General features: G+C 61.8%; 21 protein-coding genes and 1 tRNA gene. 14 read left to right on the top strand and 8 right to left on the bottom strand.

The features are described from left to right. Positions 1-23: 23 nt before the first annotated feature. Together JYG36_RS17445 and JYG36_RS17450 are read right to left on the bottom strand one after the other, a co-directional pair. Positions 24-902: an SDR family NAD(P)-dependent oxidoreductase gene (locus JYG36_RS17445; protein WP_213601835.1), complete on the bottom strand. Its 879-nt coding sequence runs from the start codon at positions 900-902 to the stop codon at positions 24-26. An 11-nt stretch (positions 903-913) separates the two neighbouring features. Beyond that, entirely contained in the window at positions 914-2,650 is a 1,737-nt protein-coding gene (locus JYG36_RS17450) for an FAD-dependent oxidoreductase (protein WP_213601837.1), read from the bottom strand. A gap of 257 nt (positions 2,651-2,907) precedes the next feature. Between JYG36_RS17450 and JYG36_RS17455 the strand changes: the two genes are divergently transcribed. The 3 genes from JYG36_RS17455 to JYG36_RS17465 all read left to right on the top strand — a co-directional run bounded on the left by JYG36_RS17455 (position 2,908) and on the right by JYG36_RS17465 (position 6,363). After that, positions 2,908-4,485 (top strand): DUF1302 domain-containing protein, encoded by a 1,578-nt coding sequence (locus JYG36_RS17455; protein ID WP_213601839.1) that lies wholly within the window; start codon positions 2,908-2,910, stop codon positions 4,483-4,485. Positions 4,486-4,508: 23 nt separating this feature from the next. Beyond that, positions 4,509-5,888 (top strand): DUF1329 domain-containing protein, encoded by a 1,380-nt coding sequence (locus tag JYG36_RS17460; RefSeq protein WP_213601841.1) that lies wholly within the window; start codon positions 4,509-4,511, stop codon positions 5,886-5,888. Between the two features lie 139 nt (positions 5,889-6,027). Continuing rightward, positions 6,028-6,363: a hypothetical protein gene (locus tag JYG36_RS17465; protein ID WP_143013296.1), complete on the top strand. Its 336-nt coding sequence runs from the start codon at positions 6,028-6,030 to the stop codon at positions 6,361-6,363. On the opposite strand, the gene JYG36_RS17470 is transcribed toward JYG36_RS17465, so the two are convergent. Both JYG36_RS17470 and JYG36_RS17475 read right to left on the bottom strand, forming a co-directional pair. After that, entirely contained in the window at positions 6,360-6,692 is a 333-nt protein-coding gene (locus tag JYG36_RS17470) for a hypothetical protein (protein ID WP_123567500.1), read from the bottom strand. The two genes, JYG36_RS17465 and JYG36_RS17470, sit on opposite strands and share 4 nt — an antisense overlap. Before the next feature lie 110 nt (positions 6,693-6,802). After that, positions 6,803-7,792 (bottom strand): hypothetical protein, encoded by a 990-nt coding sequence (locus tag JYG36_RS17475; protein WP_213601843.1) that lies wholly within the window; start codon positions 7,790-7,792, stop codon positions 6,803-6,805. Positions 7,793-8,100: 308 nt separating this feature from the next. Here JYG36_RS17475 and JYG36_RS17480 point away from each other — a divergent pair, with 308 nt between their 5' ends. Next, a complete protein-coding gene (locus JYG36_RS17480) occupies positions 8,101-10,533 on the top strand; it encodes a membrane-bound PQQ-dependent dehydrogenase, glucose/quinate/shikimate family (protein ID WP_213601845.1) in 2,433 nt (810 codons plus the stop codon). A gap of 95 nt (positions 10,534-10,628) precedes the next feature. On the opposite strand, the gene JYG36_RS17485 is transcribed toward JYG36_RS17480, so the two are convergent. Together JYG36_RS17485 and JYG36_RS17490 are read right to left on the bottom strand one after the other, a co-directional pair. Continuing rightward, entirely contained in the window at positions 10,629-11,309 is a 681-nt protein-coding gene (locus tag JYG36_RS17485) for a hypothetical protein (RefSeq protein ID WP_213601847.1), read from the bottom strand. Between the two features lie 35 nt (positions 11,310-11,344). Then, positions 11,345-11,527, bottom strand: coding sequence for a hypothetical protein (locus tag JYG36_RS17490; protein ID WP_213601849.1), 183 nt, complete (start codon positions 11,525-11,527; stop codon positions 11,345-11,347). Positions 11,528-11,647: 120 nt separating this feature from the next. Here JYG36_RS17490 and JYG36_RS17495 point away from each other — a divergent pair, with 120 nt between their 5' ends. Genes JYG36_RS17495 through JYG36_RS17505 form a run of 3 tightly spaced genes read left to right on the top strand, consistent with a single transcriptional unit; the run spans position 11,648 to position 13,129 of the window. Then, a complete protein-coding gene (locus JYG36_RS17495) occupies positions 11,648-12,304 on the top strand; it encodes a histidine phosphatase family protein (protein WP_213601851.1) in 657 nt (218 codons plus the stop codon). A gap of 35 nt (positions 12,305-12,339) precedes the next feature. Then, complete coding sequence (locus JYG36_RS17500; RefSeq protein WP_213601853.1) at positions 12,340-12,594, top strand: helix-hairpin-helix domain-containing protein; 255 nt, start codon at positions 12,340-12,342, stop codon at positions 12,592-12,594. Between the two features lie 58 nt (positions 12,595-12,652). Next, a complete protein-coding gene (locus tag JYG36_RS17505; protein WP_213601855.1) occupies positions 12,653-13,129 on the top strand; it encodes a GNAT family N-acetyltransferase in 477 nt (158 codons plus the stop codon). Between the two features lie 29 nt (positions 13,130-13,158). Here the strand turns inward: JYG36_RS17505 and JYG36_RS17510 are convergent, their stop codons facing one another. Beyond that, positions 13,159-13,554, bottom strand: a complete 396-nt coding sequence (locus JYG36_RS17510; protein ID WP_213601857.1) for an SMI1/KNR4 family protein — start codon at positions 13,552-13,554, stop codon at positions 13,159-13,161. A gap of 194 nt (positions 13,555-13,748) precedes the next feature. Here JYG36_RS17510 and JYG36_RS17515 point away from each other — a divergent pair, with 194 nt between their 5' ends. Then, complete coding sequence (locus JYG36_RS17515) at positions 13,749-14,000, top strand: PM0498 family protein (RefSeq protein WP_093384870.1); 252 nt, start codon at positions 13,749-13,751, stop codon at positions 13,998-14,000. Between the two features lie 496 nt (positions 14,001-14,496). On the opposite strand, the gene JYG36_RS17520 is transcribed toward JYG36_RS17515, so the two are convergent. Next, positions 14,497-14,584, bottom strand: a tRNA-Ser gene (locus tag JYG36_RS17520). 121 nt (positions 14,585-14,705) lie between these two features. On the opposite strand from JYG36_RS17520, the gene JYG36_RS17525 reads away from it, so the two are divergent. The 6 genes from JYG36_RS17525 to JYG36_RS17550 all read left to right on the top strand — a co-directional run bounded on the left by JYG36_RS17525 (position 14,706) and on the right by JYG36_RS17550 (position 18,404). Further along, on the top strand, positions 14,706-15,377 hold the full coding sequence (locus JYG36_RS17525) for a Bax inhibitor-1/YccA family protein (RefSeq protein ID WP_045201416.1): 672 nt from the start codon (positions 14,706-14,708) through the stop codon (positions 15,375-15,377). Positions 15,378-15,546: 169 nt separating this feature from the next. Then, positions 15,547-16,926 (top strand): nucleobase:cation symporter-2 family protein, encoded by a 1,380-nt coding sequence (locus tag JYG36_RS17530; protein WP_045201415.1) that lies wholly within the window; start codon positions 15,547-15,549, stop codon positions 16,924-16,926. 93 nt (positions 16,927-17,019) lie between these two features. After that, complete coding sequence (tusD, locus tag JYG36_RS17535) at positions 17,020-17,412, top strand: sulfurtransferase complex subunit TusD (RefSeq protein WP_115087744.1); 393 nt, start codon at positions 17,020-17,022, stop codon at positions 17,410-17,412. Position 17,413: 1 nt separating this feature from the next. Then, a complete protein-coding gene (tusC, locus tag JYG36_RS17540) occupies positions 17,414-17,773 on the top strand; it encodes a sulfurtransferase complex subunit TusC (RefSeq protein ID WP_213601859.1) in 360 nt (119 codons plus the stop codon). After that, positions 17,773-18,072, top strand: a complete 300-nt coding sequence (gene tusB, locus JYG36_RS17545; protein WP_213601861.1) for a sulfurtransferase complex subunit TusB — start codon at positions 17,773-17,775, stop codon at positions 18,070-18,072. The genes tusC and tusB overlap by 1 nt, the downstream gene beginning before the upstream one ends. Further along, positions 18,069-18,404 (top strand): TusE/DsrC/DsvC family sulfur relay protein, encoded by a 336-nt coding sequence (locus JYG36_RS17550; RefSeq protein WP_115087747.1) that lies wholly within the window; start codon positions 18,069-18,071, stop codon positions 18,402-18,404. Before tusB ends, JYG36_RS17550 begins: the two co-directional genes overlap by 4 nt. The last annotated feature ends 10 nt before the right edge of the window (positions 18,405-18,414 follow it).

Here is an 18,414-nt window from a genome sequence, read left to right on the forward strand (position 1 = left end):
CCGAAGGGGTCGTAATCCGCCGCTCAGATCACCCGCGCCGGATGTTGCTGGCGCGGGTCGCCGAGCAAGCCGCGATGGGAAGGCGGCTGGCGCCCGCCCGCTTCGCTGATGCCATACCCAGCGGCTATCTCGGCAGTGATCAGGGTTTGCCCGGAATAGCGCATCAACTGCGGGTCATTGAGCAGCGCATGAATCACCCGCCCATTGAACTGCGGGGTCTCGGCATCGGCAAGAAACGCCTTGTACTGCTCACCATGCTGCTCGCCGGCAATCCGCGTGCGCTCGGTCAGTTGCGGGCCTAACCATAGCGACACGGCGGCGACGCCCTGGCCTTCGAAATCGATGGCCATGTCGGCGGCCAGCTTGTCGCAGCCGGCCTTCTGCGCGCCATAAGCCGGCCCATGCATGTAGCAGCCAGCGCCAAACGATGAGGTGAAGCACACCAGCCCCTGGCGGCTGCGCAGCAACAGCGGCGCGCCATGGTAGCTGGCGACATAGGCTGAACGCAGGCCGACGTCGAGGATGCCCGCCAGCGCCAGCGGTTTGCTCCAGAACGGCCCCGGTTCGATCAACTGGTCATGGATGAACGCCGCGTTGTTGACCAGCAGATCCAGGTGCCCGCATTCGCGCTCGACCCGGGCGAACAGCGCCTGCACCTGGGCATCGTCGGCGTGATCGCAGGTCACCGCGATACCTTGCCCGCCCACCGCGCTGATGGCCTCGGCGGTGGCCTGCAGGTCGCCGTCCAGGGCATGCCCGTACAAATGTGAACCGCCCTGCCCGCGGGCCCGGCCGCTAACGTAAACGGTCATGCCGGCCGCGCCGAGGGCCAGGGCGATACCCTGGCCGACACCGCGGCTGGCGCCGGTGACCACGGCAACCTGCCTGTGTTGTGTACTCATGGGGTGCATCCTCAAGAAACCAGCGCCGCCTGGGCCTGGTGATTACTGGCTAACGCGCCGATATGGTTGGCGGCCAGGTAGCCGAAGGTCATGGCCGGGCCGAGGGTCGACCCCGCCCCCGGATAGGTACGGCCCATCATCGATGCGGCGCTGTTGCCAATGGCATACAGGCCGAGGATCGGCTGGCCGTCCTCGTGCAGCACCCGCGCATGCACATCGGTGAGCAAGCCGCCCTTGGTGCCGATATCGCCGGCATCGACCCGCACCGCATAGAACGGTGCCTGCAGCAACGGCGCCAGGCACGGGTTGGGCTGCACACCGGGGTCGCCGTAATAGCGGTCGAACAACGACTCGCCCTTGGCAAAATCTTCGTCGCGACCCAGGCTGGCCATGGCATTGAAGCGTTGCACGGTACGCGCCAGCCCTGCGGCATCGACCCCGATGCTGGTCGCCAGGGCTTCAAGACTGTTGGCCTTGTGGAAGTAGTCGCGCAGGTGCCGGGGTAACTGCCAGTCGCGCTGGGCATAGCCCGGCAACAGCGCGCCACAGGGGTATTTACGCCGGAAGCTGGCGTCGAAGACCATCCAGCACGGCACGCTGCTGGCGCCTTCGCGGTTGTTGGCATACATGGCGTAGACGATGTCGGTGTACGGCGCCGCTTCGTTGACGAAGCGCTGGCCCGCGGCATTGACCAGCACGCAGCCGGGCAAGGTGCGCTCGACAAACAGCGCGCGCTGCTTCTCTTCGCCCTGCACATGGGTGGTCGGCGCCCACCAGCTGTGTTCCATCAGCGCGGTGCGCGCGCCCACGGCCTGGCCGGCGCGAATGCCGTCGCCGGTGTTGTGCGGCGGCGTCGCGCTCCAGCGCGCTTGCGAGGGCTGCGGGTGATACTGGTCGCGCATCGCCTGGTTACGCTCGAAGCCACCGGCGGCGATGATCACCCCGTGACGCGCCTTGATCCGCAGCAGCTTGCCGTCACGGCGCACCTGGGCGCCGCCGATGCGCCCGTCGACGATCAGCAGTTGCTCCAGCGTGCAGTCGAGCCACAGCGGCACCTCACGGTCGAGCAACGAGCAGCGCAAGGCGCCGACCAGGGCGTTGCCCAGGGTCAGGAAGCGATCACGTTTCGACAGCTTGCGGCCCGTGCGGTCGCGCCAGTAGCGCCACATCACCCGCAAGGTCAGGCGCAGCCAGCCCTTGCCGCGACACAGCAGCACCTGGGCTTCTTTCATGGTCATGGCCATGCTACCCATCATCAGCGTGCCCGGTGACGGCGCGCGCATCTTCAGGAACTCGTCGCCCAGTTGCGCCGCGTCGAACGGCAAGGGGTCCATGGAGCGGTAGCCAGGCTTGCCGCCCGGTACTTCGGGGTAGTAGTCGGCATAGTGCGGCTGCGCCTCGAAGCGCACCCGCGAGTGTTGTTCGAGGTATTCGAGCATGCGCCGGCCCTGCTCGACGAAGGTTTCGATGCGCCCGTCGTCGATCTCGCCCTGGGTGACGGCCTTGAGGTAAGCGATAGCTTCCTCGGCCGAGTCGTGCCCGCCCAGGGCGCTGATGCGCGGGTTGTTGGGGATCCACACACCACCGCCGGACACCGCCGAGGTACCGCCGTATTCGCTACTTTTTTCGATCACCAGGGCCTTGAGCCCCAGGTCATGGGCGCGCAGGGCGGCGGTCATGCCGCCGGCCCCCGAACCGATCACCAGCACGTCGCAACAGTGGTCCCAGTCGATCCCGGCTTCGTTCATGTGCTCACCTTGTAAAGGGCAATGGACAACAGGCCGCGCCGGCGGTCGGCCGGGGGCATTGGTCATTGATTGTTCGATGCCCGGCACGGGCCAACATCGTCCGATGGGACTAGCGCCAGCGTCCGGCGCACGTGGCGGCATCGCTTAGTCCGCTTGGACGATGTTGCGCCGCCAAGGGGATTCCATAGTCGCCTCCAGCTTCACCTCCCACCTTGAATACAGCGGTCGGGCAGGTCTGACCGCGGCATGAGGACGACATGATAAAAACAACAATCGCCCCACCTTCACTCAATACCTGCGTGCGCCTGGGGATGCTGATGCTGGCCGGCGGCCTGGGCACCCCGGCCAGCGCCCTGACCTTTCAGGCCAACGATGACCTGAGCATCGACTGGGACACCACCCTCACCTACAGCCTGGCCTGGCGTACCGAGGGCCGCGACCACAAGTTGGTGGCCAACGCCGACGGCAACGATGGCGACAACGCCTTCGACCGCGGCAGCCTGATCAACAACCGCGTTGGCTTTCTCACCGAGGCCAACCTCAAGTGGCAGGACAACTACGGCCTGTTCGTGCGCGCTGCCGGCTTCTACGACAACGTCTACGACCAGGGCAACGACAACAACAGCGGTGCCTCCAACTGCCTGGCCAGCGGCAACTGCCGGCGCGCCGACCGCTTCTCCCAGGACACCATCGACCAGCACCGCGACGATCTGCGCCTGCTCGACGCCTATGCCTACGGCAGCTGGGACGTTAGCGGCCACAACCTCAACCTGCGGGTCGGCGATCAGGTGGTGAGCTGGGGTGAAAGCCTGTTCTACCCGGGCATCTCTGCGGCCCAGAGCCCGGTCGATGCGACCAAGGCCACCACCCCCGGGGTCGAGGTCAAGGAAGTGCTGCTGCCGGTCGGCCAGGTGTTCGGCCAGTTCAGCCTGACCGAGGCCCTGGAGCTGCAAGCCTACTACCAGTACAAGTGGGAGAAGACCGACCTGTTCGGGGTCGGCAGCTATTTTTCCAGCACCGACCTGATCGACCGCGGCGGTTTCAGCGACGCCTCAGGCTTCGTTACCCGCCTCAAGGACGACGAGCCCAGTGACAGCGGCCAGTACGGCGTGGCCCTGCGCTACACCGCCGAGTCGCTGAACAACACCGAGTTCGGCCTCTACTACTCGCGCTACCACGACAAGAACCCGTCGCTGGACTTCCAGACCGACCTGGGCCACTACCGCGTGCGCTACTTCGACAACATCGACCAGTACGGCGCAAGCTTCGGTACCGTGCTCGGCGACACCAGCATCGCCGGTGAAGTCAGCTACCGCGACGGCGCGCCGGTGATGGTCGACAACGGTTTCTCAAGCCCGGTGCGGGCGCAGACCCTGCAGGCCCAGGTGTCGATGATCCACGTGGTCGGCCCGACCGCCTTTGCCGACAACACCACCCTGGTCGGCGAGCTGGTCTACAACACCGTGCTCGACAACGACGCCTCCACCCCGCTGACCCTGGCCCCCGGCCTGACCCTGCCGGGCACCGACAGCCTGGTGCTGGACCGCGACGCCTGGGGCTACACGGTACAGGCGACCTTCGACTACAACGACGTGTTCAGCGGCTGGGACATGTCGGTACCGGTCACCTACAGCAGCGCCGCCCAGCACGACAGCGCCCTGACCGGCTCGATCAATGCCGGGCAAGGCGATGAGCGCGCAAGCATCGGCACCACCTGGCGCTACCTCGGCAACTTCACCGTCGAAGCGCTCTACAACGCCTACCTGGGTAACGCCAACAACTCGCCCCTGGCCGACCGCGACAACGTCGCCCTCAACTTAAAGTACCGCTTCTGAAGCCCCTGATGGAGGAGCACCGCATGTCCACTCTCACGCATCCCTGGTTGCGCACCACCCTGGCGGCCGCCCTGCTCGGCGCAAGCCTGGCCCACGCCAATGTCAGCAATAACGATGCCGCGCGCCTGGGCCAGGACCTGACCCCGGTCGGCGCCGAGCGCGCCGGCAACGCCGATGGCAGTATTCCGGCCTGGACCGGCAAATGGCGCGGGCTGCCGCCGCATCTGAAATTCGCCGGCCCAGGCACGCCCTACCCCGACCCATACGCCGACGAAAAACCGCTGTTCACCATCACCGCGCAGAACGTCGAGCAATACGCCGCCAACCTCACCGACGGCCAGAAGGCGCTGTTCAAGCGCTACCCCAACTCGTTCAAGATCCCGGTCTACCCCAGCCATCGGGACTTCAGGGTCGACCAGGCCAGCGAAGATGCGCTCAAGCGCAACGCACTGAACGCCACGCTCAGCGCCGACGGCAACGATGCCCTCAACGCCTTCGGCGCCTCGCCGTTCCCGATCCCGAAGAACGGCAACGAGCTGATCCTCAACCACAACATGCAGGCACGGGCGGTCACCGAAGAGGCCAACTACCAGCAGGTGGTGGTGTATGCCGACAACAACAAGGCCCTGGAGAAGGTCAACTACAAGATCTACTCGCTGTGGTCCGACCCCAAGCAGAGCGCGCAAAGCGTCAACGGCGTGTTCACCGACTTTTTGCTCACCACCCTTGAGCCGGTGCGCAAGAAAGGCGAGATCATCGTCGGCCACGAATTCATCAACGCCGCCGCCCAACCGCGCCAGGCCTGGCAATACACCCCGGGCCAGCGCCGGGTACGCCGGGCGCCGACCGTGGGCTACGATTCGCCCACCGGTGCCGGCGGCTTTCGCGTCTACGATGAAGACCGCCTGTTCAACGGTGCCACCGACCGCTACGACTGGAGCATCGTCGGCAAGAAGGAAATCTACATCCCCTACAACAACTACAAGATCGACAGCCCCGAGGTGAACACCGCGCAGATCCTCTCCACCAGCGGGCACATCAACCCGGAGCTGATGCGCTATGAAAAACACCGGGTGTGGGTGCTGCAGGCAAGCCTCAAGCCATCTGCCCGGCACATCTATGCCAAGCGCCTGATCTACATCGATGAAGACAGCTGGGCGGCTACCCTGGCCGACAACTTCGACGCCCGTGGCCAGCTGTGGCGCACCAACATGCAGACCTCGGTGTATGCCTATGAGATCCAGCGCTTCCACGCGCGCCTGGGGATCTACCACGACCTGATCGCCGGCTCCTACCTGGTCGATCGCCTGCTCGACGAGCAAAAGCCGGCCAAGCTCAACGCCAGCAACTTTGCCGCCGACGAGTTCACCCCCGGCAACCTGCGCAAGCTCGGTACCCGCTGAGCCCCAGGCACGCCGCCCTGCTCCCGAGCGCTGCGCTCGGGAGCAGGCGTTTTCGCCGCTGGCGAAGTACAATGGCCGCCGTACTGCCCGCGCATCCCCGCGCGCGGCCCCGCCTTTGAACGATCAATGGATGATCCTGGTGAAACCCCTCAAGAACCGTTTTCTCGCCATCGCCATGCAGGTGGAGCTCAACCTCAGCATCTGGACCGGCGGCCTCTACATGATCTGGGTGCTGTTCGACCGTGATGCGACGCGATACTTCGAGACCTACGCAGTGTTTGCCATCGTCAGCCTCTGCCTGTTCTTCTTCACCGCGCTGTTCGTGCGCTGCCCGGAATGCAACACCTCCATGCACCACCTGTACAAGCCGGGTGAAGGGCTGTTGATGCACCGCGGCTTCCTGCCCCACGAGGTCTTCACCCAGAAGCTGATCGAGTGCCCCAAGTGCAACCAGGTGGTGAAGTTTCGCGATTAGCGCAGGCTGATAACGATTTTGCGCGCAAGCATGCCCACCAACATACCGGCGAGGGTCAGCAGCACATCGGCGCTGAACTTTGCCGAGTAGTCAGGCGCATAAATACGGTCATGGCTGTAGAAGGTCGGGCCGGTGTTGAACAGCGCGTGGTAGCCATTGGGAAAGAACGCCACCGCGCACAGCACCACGATCAAGCCCAGGGTCCAGGCGCCGGTGCCGTCGTAGGACTGGCTGCGAAACCAGAGCAGAATCCAGGTGAGCACAGCGGCGAGCAGCGGCGTCCAGAACTGCGAAGTGAGGGCGTTGTAGAATTCCAGGGTGAAGTACATGGGCTTGCTGAGTCCTTTCGGTGATGCCAGTGAAGATGGTTGGATGACCCGCGTTGAAACGCGGCGGCATGCTATCACGCCGGGCACCGCGCCGGCGCTTCTGCTGGGCTTCAGCCCTGCGGCGCGATATCGACCTTTTGCAGTCGGTCCAGCCCTACCCCGTAGTAGAACGAAAACGGCCGCCCGGCCTGATACGCGTAATCGCCACACATCTCGCGCAGGCCCTGGCGCCCGGCGTCGGCCATATCAAAGGGCTGGTAGGGATGCTCGCCGAGTGATCCGAACTCAATGGTCAGCCAGGTCGAGCGAAACTTGCCGTAGGACATCTGGCTTCCCATGCTGACCTTCAGCCCTCCCGCCTCGAGGCGCTCGCGCAAGTCACGGTCGTCAAAGTACAGGCTGGCAGGCACGCGCAGGGTCATCTTGTCGTGGGTGAGAATGTCCATGCCGCCTTCCAGTTGCGCGCTATCGGCCTTGAAGCCGGTAATGACGAACGGCAAGGCGCTCTGCACGAAACTGTCGAGCTGGCAGCTCACCTCGGCCTTGACCGTGCGGCTACCGGCAAAGGCATGGCGCCGCTCGCTGTCGCTGATGCGGGTATCGAGGCTCGTTTCGTAGGGCAAGTCGAACCACAGCGGTATGACCTTGCGCCCCATCGCGACGACGTTGGCAGGCGCCGGGCCGATTTCCCTCCCTGCTGCATTCAGGCGCTTGGCCTGACTGTAGTCCAGCCGCAATTGCACGCTGGAGACCACCGACTTGCGCGCCTTCAGGATGGTATCGAACTGGCCGGCCAGGGCCTGGCGTTGCGCGGCGCTCAGGGCAGGCTCAGGGCCGCGCAGCACAAGGGTGTCACTGTGCTGGGGATCGAGTTCGATCTGCAGCCGTTGCGTATCGATGTGCTGGGTGGCCAACAGCTGCTCGACGGCCTGGCGGTAAACCTCGTGCACTTGCCCGGCGTCACCGCGAGGATGGGCACCGCCCTGGAACTGCAACTGCGCCAGCACCACCCTGGGCTCCTTGAACAAGGCCACAGCGAGCAGTGCACACAACCCGATACCCGCACCCACCATCAGCTTCCCTGCCGCACTTCGACTCATTACAAGCCTGCTCCTTGACCAAGACATCCGCAGTACACCCTGCGGGCGCGGATGATAACCGCCATTAGCGCTTATTGCTTGTGCGGCAAACGCCATTGTTACTGTTTCACCAATAAAGCTTCTCAGCCCCGGGCGTTTATCCGCAAACACCCTCGGCCTAAACTGAAATCAGTTTCCAGGCCAAGCCCCTGCCCCGCTTCCCAGCTGACCAGCGCTGCCCATCAGGCGTTGATGCTGCCAACTTAATTCCCCCTGAGCCTTGCGCACTGCGTGCGTGCAATGCCTATGACTAACGGAACGTATAAACAATGACGGATGCCCCTCGAACGCAAACCCGGAAGTTTGCCACGACCGCGAGCGTGCTGTTTTCCCTGCTGGTTCTAGTGATATCGCTGGCGTTGCTATATGGCGGCCTCAAGCTGGTGATACTGGGAGGATCAACTTATTACTTGATCGCCGGCCTTGCCTACTTACTGCTGGCGGCACTGTTTTTCTGGCGCAAACGCAGTGGCATTACCCTTTCCGTGGTTATCGCCCTTGCAACCTGTGCCTGGGCATTTTACGAAGTGGGTCAGTTTATTTACTGGCAACTGCTGCCGCGCCTAGTGGTTCCGGCGATTATCCTGACCCTGAGCCTGTGGGTCGGTGCTGCGTTCCCAGGTACCTCTGCGAACACTAGGCGCCTGGCCAACGGCAGCGGTTTTGTCGTGTTTGCGGCGCTGATCGCAACCTTCGTTGCTGCGTTCTATCCGCACGGCGCGATCTCCAACCCGGTCGCTAGCAACGGTGCGCCCGCGCCCAAAGCGCCCGCCTCCGCACCCGAAAACTGGGAGTTCTTTGGCCGCAGTGCATCCGGCACGCGCTTTGCGCCGTTCAGCCAGATCACCGCAGACAACGTCAAGGACCTGCAAGTGGCGTGGATCTACCGCACCGGCCGCAGGACCACCGGCAATGGCGCCGGTGTCGACGAAAACACCCCGCTGCAGATCGGCAACGTGCTGTATTCGTGCACCCCGGAAAACCTGATCACCGCCCTCGACGGCGACAGCGGCAAGCCGATCTGGAAATTCGACCCGCACGCCAGCAGTGCAGAGCACGTCACCTGCCGCGGCGTGGGCTATTACGACATCGACAAGGACGACAGCCTGAGCGCTGAGGTCAAAGCCTCCTACAACGATCAGCAACAATGCCGTCAGCGCATTCTGGTGTCGTCTGTCGATGCGCGCTTGTTTGCCCTCGATGCGCACACCGGCAGCCTGTGCCCGAACTTTGGCGACAACGGCTTCGTCGACCTGAAAAAAGGTATGGGCCCGACCGAGAACAGCAAGCGCTATCACCCGACCTCCCTACCGGTGGTCATGGGCCACCTCACTGTGGTCGGTGGCTGGGTCCGCGACATCGTCGGCAAAGAACCTTCCGGCGCGGTGCGGGCCTTTGACGTACTCACCGGTGCGCTGGTGTGGGCCTGGGATATCGGCGCGCCTGAGGATGCGGATACCACCGCCGCCGATCACGCCTTCACGCTGGAAACCCCTAACGTCTGGACCGTTCCGACTTTCGACAAGGAACTGAACCTGGTCTACCTGCCAACCGGCAACGGCCCGCCCGACTATTGGGGTGGCGACCGCAACCAGGCCAAGGAAAAGTATGGCTCGGCCGTGGTTGCCGTCGATGCCTCGACCGGCAAAGCGAAATGGGTTTACCAGACCGTTCACCACGACGTGTGGGACTACGACCTGCCATCGCAGCCGGTGCTGTACGACATCAAGAATGCCCAGGGCGAAAAAACCCCGGTGCTGATCCAGACCAGTAAAACCGGCAACATCTTCGTACTGGACCGCCGCACCGGCCAGCCGGTTACCGAAGTGCAGGAGCGCCCGGTGCCGACTGCACCGGCCGCAGAAGGGGAACACCTGGCGCCCACCCAACCGCACTCGGTGGGCATGCCGGTGATTGGTGCCGAGCCACTGACTGAAAAGTCCATGTGGGGCGTGAGCACCTTCGACCAACTGTACTGCCGCATCATGTTCAAGGACTCCGTCTACGTCGGCCCCTTTACCCCGCCAACCGAAAAACCCTACATCGAATGGCCGGGCCTGTTGGGCGGCATGAACTGGGGTGGTATTTCCATCGACGAAAACACCGGCATGATGTTCGTCAACGACATGCGCGTGCCGCTGCGTATGGCCCTGGTTACCAAGGAAAACACCAAGAAGTTTAAAGTCTCGACCGATGAAGTGCCTGGCTTCATGGGCACCATTCGCCCACAAGTTGCCGGCATCTATGGCGGGGTGAAAATCGATATTCTGCAATCCCCCCTGGGCGTACCGTGCAACAGCCCGCCGTTCGGCAGCATGAGCGCCATCGACCTGAATACCCAGAAACTGGTCTGGCAAGTGCCGCTGGGCACTGTCCAGGACACCGGCCCACTGGGGATCAAAACCCACCTGCCGATCCCGCTGGGCATGCCGACCCTTGGCGGGCCGACCTCAACGGCGTCCGGCCTGGTGTTCTTTGCCGGCACCCAGGATTACTACCTGCGCGCGCTCGACTCGGCCACCGGTAAAGAAGTGTGGAAAGCCCGCCTGCCGGTCGGTGCTGTAGCGGCGCCGTTGATCTACCAGTCGCCGGCCACCGGCCGGCAATATGTGGTGATCTCGGCGGGCGGCATGAGCCATTCGCCGGATGTGGGCGACTACATCATTGCTTATGCGTTGCCGGAGGGAACGGGGAAGCAATAAGTTGCTTAGCGCCACTTAAAAATAATCCCCGGTATTCGGGGATTGTTTTTTTGAGGGGTTCATTTGAGCGGCTGTTTGAACCGCCCCGCTGCAGATCACGCAAACTCCCAATCCCGCTCCAGATACTCAACCTCGGCAGGTAACAGCTCACGCAACAGCGCCAGGCACTGTTCGAACATCGCTATGTCGGGCAGGCGCAGTTCGAAGCCGATGGACAGGTTACTGATATGCGGGACCAGGATCCGGCGCTTGCGGTCGATGGTCAGGTAGCGATATTGCTCCCACCCGGGGCCGTGTTCATGTTTCGCACAGGCTTCGGGCGAAGGCGGCACCATCTCGCGAGTGAACAGGATATAAGCGATAAACAGCGGCGTCAGCAACAGCCACCAGGTGCCGGTCGCGACCGCCAGCCAGAGCATCAACAGCGCCTCGATTACCACAACCACGACGATGGTGGTCCTGGCGGCGCGATCGGAGCGCACGTACTTGCTGATGGTTATGCCGTCGCGGGTGAGCTGGAATGAAAGGTGGGTTCTGACCGTTAATAACAACAGCACCAGGACGTACATCACCGCGCATAACCCGTAGACCCACTTGTCGGCCCCCAGCCAACTGAGCATACCGGCCACCCCGAGCACCGCGATGGTCATCGCCAGGATGCCATTGCGCAGGTCCCTGGGCGCAATCAGGCGCGCCTTGATCGACCAGTTCATTAATGTATCGGGCGGGTTTGCTGCAGGGCGTTCAGCGGGGTCGGTCGGTTGTGGGTTTTGCACGGATATCCTTATCTTCGAATGCTGTCGCGGCTCACTCAAGCCCGTCGACGTCTCGAATAGAATTCGATCGCAACCAGTACGATGCCGGGTATTAACAAGCCCAGACCGGTGTAAGCAAATGCAGGTTGCCCGGATAACCCCACGGCAATGAAGCCCGAGCCCATGGCAATCAGTGGCGCGCCGGCCAGGATGAAAGGCTTTTTGCTTGGGTTGGTCATGTCAAACCTCCTTGTCTTGTGGCTGCATGGCAGTCAGCCATGATGCACCATCTTAAACCAGATTGCCGTTATGCTGCGCAACAGGACAATCAACACTCACGTTGAAAAGACAGGTCGTCAATGAAGCACATCAAGCTGATTCGCCACGGCGAAAGCGCTGCCAACGCAGGCCAAGCCAGTCGCGATCATGCGAGCATTGCCCTTACTCAAAAGGGAATCGAACAAGCGCAGCGGGTGGCCCATTCGTTCACCCAGGCGCCGCAATTAATTGTTGCCTCGCCATTCTTCCGAGCCCAAGCGACCGCCAAGGCAACGGCCACCGCCTTCCCTGCCGTGCCGCTCGAAACCTGGGCTGTGCAAGAGTTCACCTACCTTGAACCTGCGCGCTGTACCGACACGACAGTGGCCCAACGTCGCAACTGGGTTGAAGCGTACTGGGCCAGATCGGACCCGGCATTCAGGGATGGTGCCGGAGCAGAGTCGTTTCTGGACTTCGTGGCTCGGGCGAAGGCATTCCTGGAACAACTTGCCGCACATCCTGCCCAGGACATTGCAGTGTTCTCCCATGGGCAGTTCATCAATGCTGTTGCCTGGTTACTTGAGTACACGCCAGATACACTGGATGGCCGGGCAATGACACAATGGCGGGCGTATGAAATTGCCAACCACGTGCCCAATTGTTATGGCTACGCGTTGTGCTGGAATTCGGACGATGCGAAGTTTCGGGCACAGGTCTGTGCATCGACTCAAGCCAAGTTGCGGTGTTTCTATACCTGAACATACCCCAGACTACCCAGAAAAGGATTTCGCAAATGCCCTTCTTACCGAACGAACGCGCTGCATTGCTCGCCCTCAAGGGCGTCGGCCCAACTGTCATTACCCGGCTCGAACAGATGGGGATTGAATCGCTGGCAGAACTGGGCAAGGCGGATGTCAGTGACATACTGGCTCAGGCCTCAGCGGCACTGGGCTCGACCTGCTGGAAGAACAGCCCGCAAGCGCGAGCAGCGATTACTGCTGCTGTTGAGCTTGCGAAAGGGGCTGCTAGTTTCAAGCCCGCCGGCTAGATTGGTTGGCCTGCGCGAGTGCAAACCCGCGCATCAAACATTGCGGAAAAGGCAAAGCATGGACCTGCAATTCAAGCGACTCTGTGAAATCAGCAGCGCCGACATCATTGAGCTCAACAACAACTCGCGGGTCTTGCGCCACCTGCCTTTGGGCCGCCCCGACTTTGACGAAGCCAAATGCGCAGCGTGGGTCGCCGAGAAAGAGTCGCAGTGGCAGGTTAATGGCTATGGCCCGTGGGCTTTCTTGGTGAATCAGAAGTTTGCCGGCTGGGGTGGTCTGCAGTTAACAGAAGGTGATGCGGACCTGGCGCTGGTTTTACATCCAGATTACTGGGGCCATGGCAGAGCGATTTTTGCTGAAATCCTTCGGCGAGCCTTTGAGGAGATTGGGCTGGAATCGGTTACCGTTTTGCTTGCGCCTAGCAGAACGCGGGTCAAGGGGATGCTTTGGTTAGGGTTTCAGCCGGATGGGGAAGTTTGTTTGGATGGCGTGCGCTTTGTTCGCTATCGGCTTCTCGCCAACGCTCGCGCTTGAATAGGACAAAGGTTACGGCGGACTCGCCGCTAATCCAACATGTCCCACAAGTACTCCTGAAAACTGGCGGCAACTACATGAGCCTGCCCATCGAGCGGATCAATCTCGACTACCTGCCAGGCGTTGTCGGTATCGAAGCCTGCGCAGTAGCCCTGCATGTCATCACCGAACAACAGAATTCCCTCCAGCGCGGTGGCACTGTCAGCATCGTAAACTTCATTCGGCGCTAGCAGACCGTCATACAGAATGAACAGCGGCTGCTCCGCACCTACTGCTCCGCTTCCGAATTCCTTCAGGAAGGCGCTGTAATCCTCGGGAAGAGACGGATAGCATTCGATCAGGTGGGCAAGCATTGATGAGGCAACAGGCTGGAGTTTGCTTAGCATGCTCCCGTGCGGGGAATTGTTTTTTAAGTCCTGGAACATCCACTCATCGCCTGGCAAAAATACGAATTCAGCCCATCCTAGCGAGTCCGGGGTGATGCTGCGAGGCAAATCGTTCCCTTCTAGCGATGATCGGCCAGTTGCCTTCAGTGGTAGCGTTAGGCGATTCACGCCGCTTTCAAGAAAAGACTTGGAACTGTTCAGCGATCGCTCCGCCCGGACGAGACAAGCGTTGAATGCTGGGTCAATTCAACTACCTCACAGGCGATAATCTTGCACAGGCCTTGCTGTTGATCAACGCAGTGTTTCAGCAGTGGCGCACACAGTATCCACAGCAGACATTGATCGCAGTAGCGTCGACCGACGAATCGGGCGCAGCCGTTAAGTTTTACTTATCAAGAACAGAACAATCGTGGCTGGCTGGTGACATCGAAGGCTTTATTCAGCCCGTTCTGGTGACAGACTCGAGGCAGTTGCCATTCCGGTAAACTCACATTCCAAGGTACCGCCAAAACCATCTGCCGGATGCCCGCCAGCGCCTTATCATTTTCCGTTCGTAGCGGGCATAAAGGCACCCACGAAGAAAACGCTCGCAGGTCCGATAAGCCAACTGACGGTGGTTCCTGGACTGACAACTGGCACAGCGATAGTGACTGTAATCAGAGCTATGCCCATCCATAGCCGCCTACGCGGTGTGAGCCACTCTCGAAGCTGCTGCAGCCTTTGGCGCATGACCGCTCTCCCGCCTAGAAGGAAGCGAAGCATATTACCCACTTCAACGAAGCGCGCCACCCCGGCTAGGTTGGTCTAAACGAAACGGACATGATTTCGGAGAAGGGGGCGCGCACACAGAAGGCAAAATAGTGAACGTCTTCGAAGCGATTCCAAGCCGAATTGGAAGCGATATTCCCAAGCGTGTTCCCGAGGCCCTATTTTTCGACCCTCAGAAACGCAAAAAGCCCTGATTAATCAGGGCTTTGGAAGTGGCGGAAGCGTAGAGATTCGAACTCTAGGATAGTTGCCCATCGACGGTTTTCAAGACCGTTGCCTTAAACCACTCGGCCACGCTTCCTCGTATTGCGGGCGCCATAATACCGAAATGAAACAAGCTGTCAAACTCTCTATGTGGCTGCTTTGCGCGGCTCTGTTATGATCTTTGCATCTGAACGTTTCAAACCCACAGGAGTGTCGCCATGCGCGAACAGGATTACGCCGTCAATCACGGCCAGCAGGTCGAGCAGCAGGAGGTCAGCCGCGTCCTGCGTAACACATACGGGTTGCTGGCTATCACCCTCGCCTTCAGTGGCGTCATGGCCTATGTGGCGCAGCAGATGCGCGTTGGCTACCCGAACATTTTCGTGGTGCTGATCGGCTTCTATGGCCTGTTCTTCCTCACCAACAAGCTGCGTGATTCGGTCTGGGGCCTGGTGTCTACCTTCGCCCTCACCGGTTTCATGGGCTTTTTGCTCGGCCCTATCCTCAACCGTTACCTGGGTATGGCCGGTGGCGCCGAGGTGGTCAGCTCGGCATTTGCCATGACCGCCCTGGTGTTCGGTGGTCTGTCGGCCTATGTGCTGATCTCCCGCAAGGACATGAGCTTCCTCAGCGGTTTCATCACCGCAGGCTTCTTCGTCCTGCTGGGCGCCGTGGTTGCCAGCTTCTTCTTCCAGATCAGCGGCCTGCAATTGGCGATCAGCGCCGGTTTCGTGCTGTTCTCGTCGGTATGCATCCTGTTCCAGACCAGCGCGATCATCCACGGTGGCGAGCGTAACTACATCATGGCGACCATCAGCCTGTATGTATCGATCTACAACCTGTTCGTCAGCCTGCTGCAGCTGTTCGGCCTGATGGGTCGCGATGACTGATTGGTTGTTGGTGTGATGTTTTAAGAGAAAGCCCGCTTCGGCGGGCTTTTTTGTGGCCGGGTTTGCCAAGGCTTTGCCTTGCATCGCCGGCAAAACCAGCTCCCGCACTACCGTAAACGAGTGCGGCCCCGTAGAATGCGCTCCTTTTTTCTTCCGGGGCAGCACTCCCATGAGTTCAATCGAGCAAGGACCCGGCGCACCCGCGCAGGCCAATGAACTGGTCCTCGGCCTTGAAGACCGGCCGCGGCCGCTGATTGCGATGCTGGCGGCGTTGCAGCATCTGCTGGCGATCATTGTGCCGATCGTCACCCCCGGCCTGCTGATCTGCCAGGCACTGGGGGTTTCGGCCCGTGATACCAACCTGATTGTGTCGATGTCGCTGGTGATCTCGGGGATCGCTACCTTCGTGCAGTGCCGCCGCTTCGGGCCGTTCGGCGCCGGGCTGTTGATTGTGCAGGGCACCAGTTTCAACTTTGTCGGGCCGTTGATCGCCGGTGGCGCGTTGATGGTCAAGCAAGGCACGCCGGTCGAAGGCGTGATGGCGGCGATTTTTGGAGTGGTGATCGCCGGTTCGTTCGTGGAGATGGGCATTTCGCGCATCCTGCCGTTCGTCAAACGCCTGATCACCCCGCTGGTGACCGGGATCGTCGTGCTGATGATCGGCCTGACCCTGATCAAGGTCGGCCTGATCAGCATGGGCGGCGGCTTTGCGGCGATGAGCAACGGTACCTTTGCCAATGGCGAGAACCTGCTGCTGTCGGGTGTGGTGCTGGCGATCATCGTCATTCTCAACCGTATTCCGGTGGTGTGGATGCGCAGCTGCGCCATCGTTATCGCCCTGGCCGTGGGCTACGCCCTGGCCGGCTACCTGGGCCGCCTGAATTTCACCGGTATGCACGAAGCCGCGCTGTTCCAGGTGCCGGTACCGCTGCATTTCGGCCTGGGCTTCTCTTGGGCGCTGTTTATTCCGATGCTGGTGATTTACCTGGTTACATCGCTGGAAGCCATTGGTGATGTGACCGCGACCAGCAAGGTCTCGCGCCAGCCGGTGGAAGGCCCGCTGTGGATGCAGCGGATCAAGGGCGGGGTGCTGGTCAACGGCGCCAACTCGCTGCTGGCCGGGGTGTTCAATACCTTCCCGAGCTCGATCTTTGCCCAGAATAATGGCGTGATTCAGCTGACCGGCATTGCCAGCCGTCATATCGGTGTATGGATTGCGGCGATGCTGGTGATTCTTGGCCTGTTCCCGAGCGTGGCCGGGGTGATCCAGGCGGTGCCGGAGCCGGTGCTCGGGGGGGCGGCGATGGTGATGTTCGGCGCGGTGGCGGCTTCGGGGATCAATATCCTTGCCAGCATCAGCCTGGATCGTCGCGCGCTGCTGATCATTGCCGTGTCGCTGGCGCTGGGCCTGGGCGTGGCGCAGGTGCCGGAGTTCCTCGCGCATATGCCGTCGGCACTGCGTAATGTGCTGGAGTCGGGGGTGGCCACCGGGGGGATTTGTGCCCTGGTACTGAACTGGTTCTTGCCGGAGCATAAAGACAAGGCCTGAAGTTGAGGTTGCCCCCATCGCGGGTCAAGCCCGCTCCAACAGGAGCGGGCTTTTTGCTTTATCATTCCCGCAGATTTGCTGAAAGAGACTTCCATGAAGTTCGCCATTGCGGTTTTTTCTCCGGCCCATGCGCCCTCCTCGCGCCGCGCCCTGCGTTTTGCCCAGGCGGCGCTCGCTGGCGGGCATGAGATTGTCCGGCTGTTTTTCTATCAGGACGGCGTGCACAGCGCCTCGGGCAATGTCGTGACGCCTCAGGATGAGCTGGACCTACCCACCGAGTGGCGCGCCTTCGTCAGCGCGCAGCAGCTCGATGCCGTGGTATGCATTGCCGCCGCTCTGCGCCGCGGCGTGCTCAATGCCGAGGAAGCCCAGCGCTACCAGCGCCCGGCGGTCAACCTGCCAGCGCCCTGGGAGCTGTCCGGGCTGGGCCAGTTGCATGAGGCGGCGCAAGTCGCCGATCGACTGATGTGCTTTGGAGGCGATTGAGATGGCCAAGTCCTTGCTGATTATCAGCCGCCAAGCGCCGTGGGCCGGGCCATCCGCCCGCGAGGCGCTGGATATCGCCCTGGCCGGCGGTGCCTTCGACCTGCCGCTGGGCATGCTGTTTCTCGATGACGGCGTGTTCCAGCTCGCCCCCGGCCAGCAGCCGGCCCAGCTGCAGCAGAAGAACCTCGCGGCCAACCTGCAAGCATTGCCGATGTTCGGTGTCGAGGAACTGTTCGCCGCCAGCAGCAGCCTGCAGGAGCGCGGCCTTGCTGCCGACACCCTGAGCCTGCCGGTACAGGTGCTGGATGACGCTGCGCTGGCCGCGTTGATCGACCGTTTCGACCAGGTGGTGACCCTCTGATGAGCACCTTGCACGTGATTTGCCACTCGCCGTTTGGCGACAACCGCCTGAGCAGTTGCCTGCGCCTGCTTGGCAGCGCCGACGGCCTGCTGCTGTGCGGCGATGCGGTGTATGCCCTGCAGCCCGGCAGCGAGCCGCTGCGCAGCCTGCAGGCCAACCAGCTGGGCGGACGCCTGTTCGCCCTGGACGAAGACCTGCAAGCCCGCGCCATCGTCCTCAGTGAGCTGGGCAAGGCCATCGACTACCCGGCCTTCGTCGAGCTGTCGCTGCACTATGACAAGGTCAACAGCTGGCTATGAGTACCCTGACTGTCGGCGAGCGCAGCATCGCCCTGGATAAGGACGGCTACCTGGTCGAGCTCGGTGATTGGTCCGAGGAGGTCGCCAGCGCCCTCGCCGCCCATGAAGACCTGGAGCTGACCGCGGAGCACTGGGAAGTGCTGACGCTGCTGCGCGACTTCTACCAGGAGTTCGAGCTGTCGCCGGCCACCCGCCCGCTGATCAAGTACACCGCGCTCAAGCTGGGCGCGGAAAAGGGCAACAGCCTGCACCTGAACCGCCTGTTCAAGGGCACCCCCGCCAAACTCGCCGCGAAACTTGCGGGCCTGCCGAAGCCGACCAATTGCATATGACCGAACACAG

This window comes from Pseudomonas sp. SORT22, assembly GCF_018417635.1.
Classification (GTDB): Bacteria; Pseudomonadota; Gammaproteobacteria; order Pseudomonadales; family Pseudomonadaceae; genus Aquipseudomonas.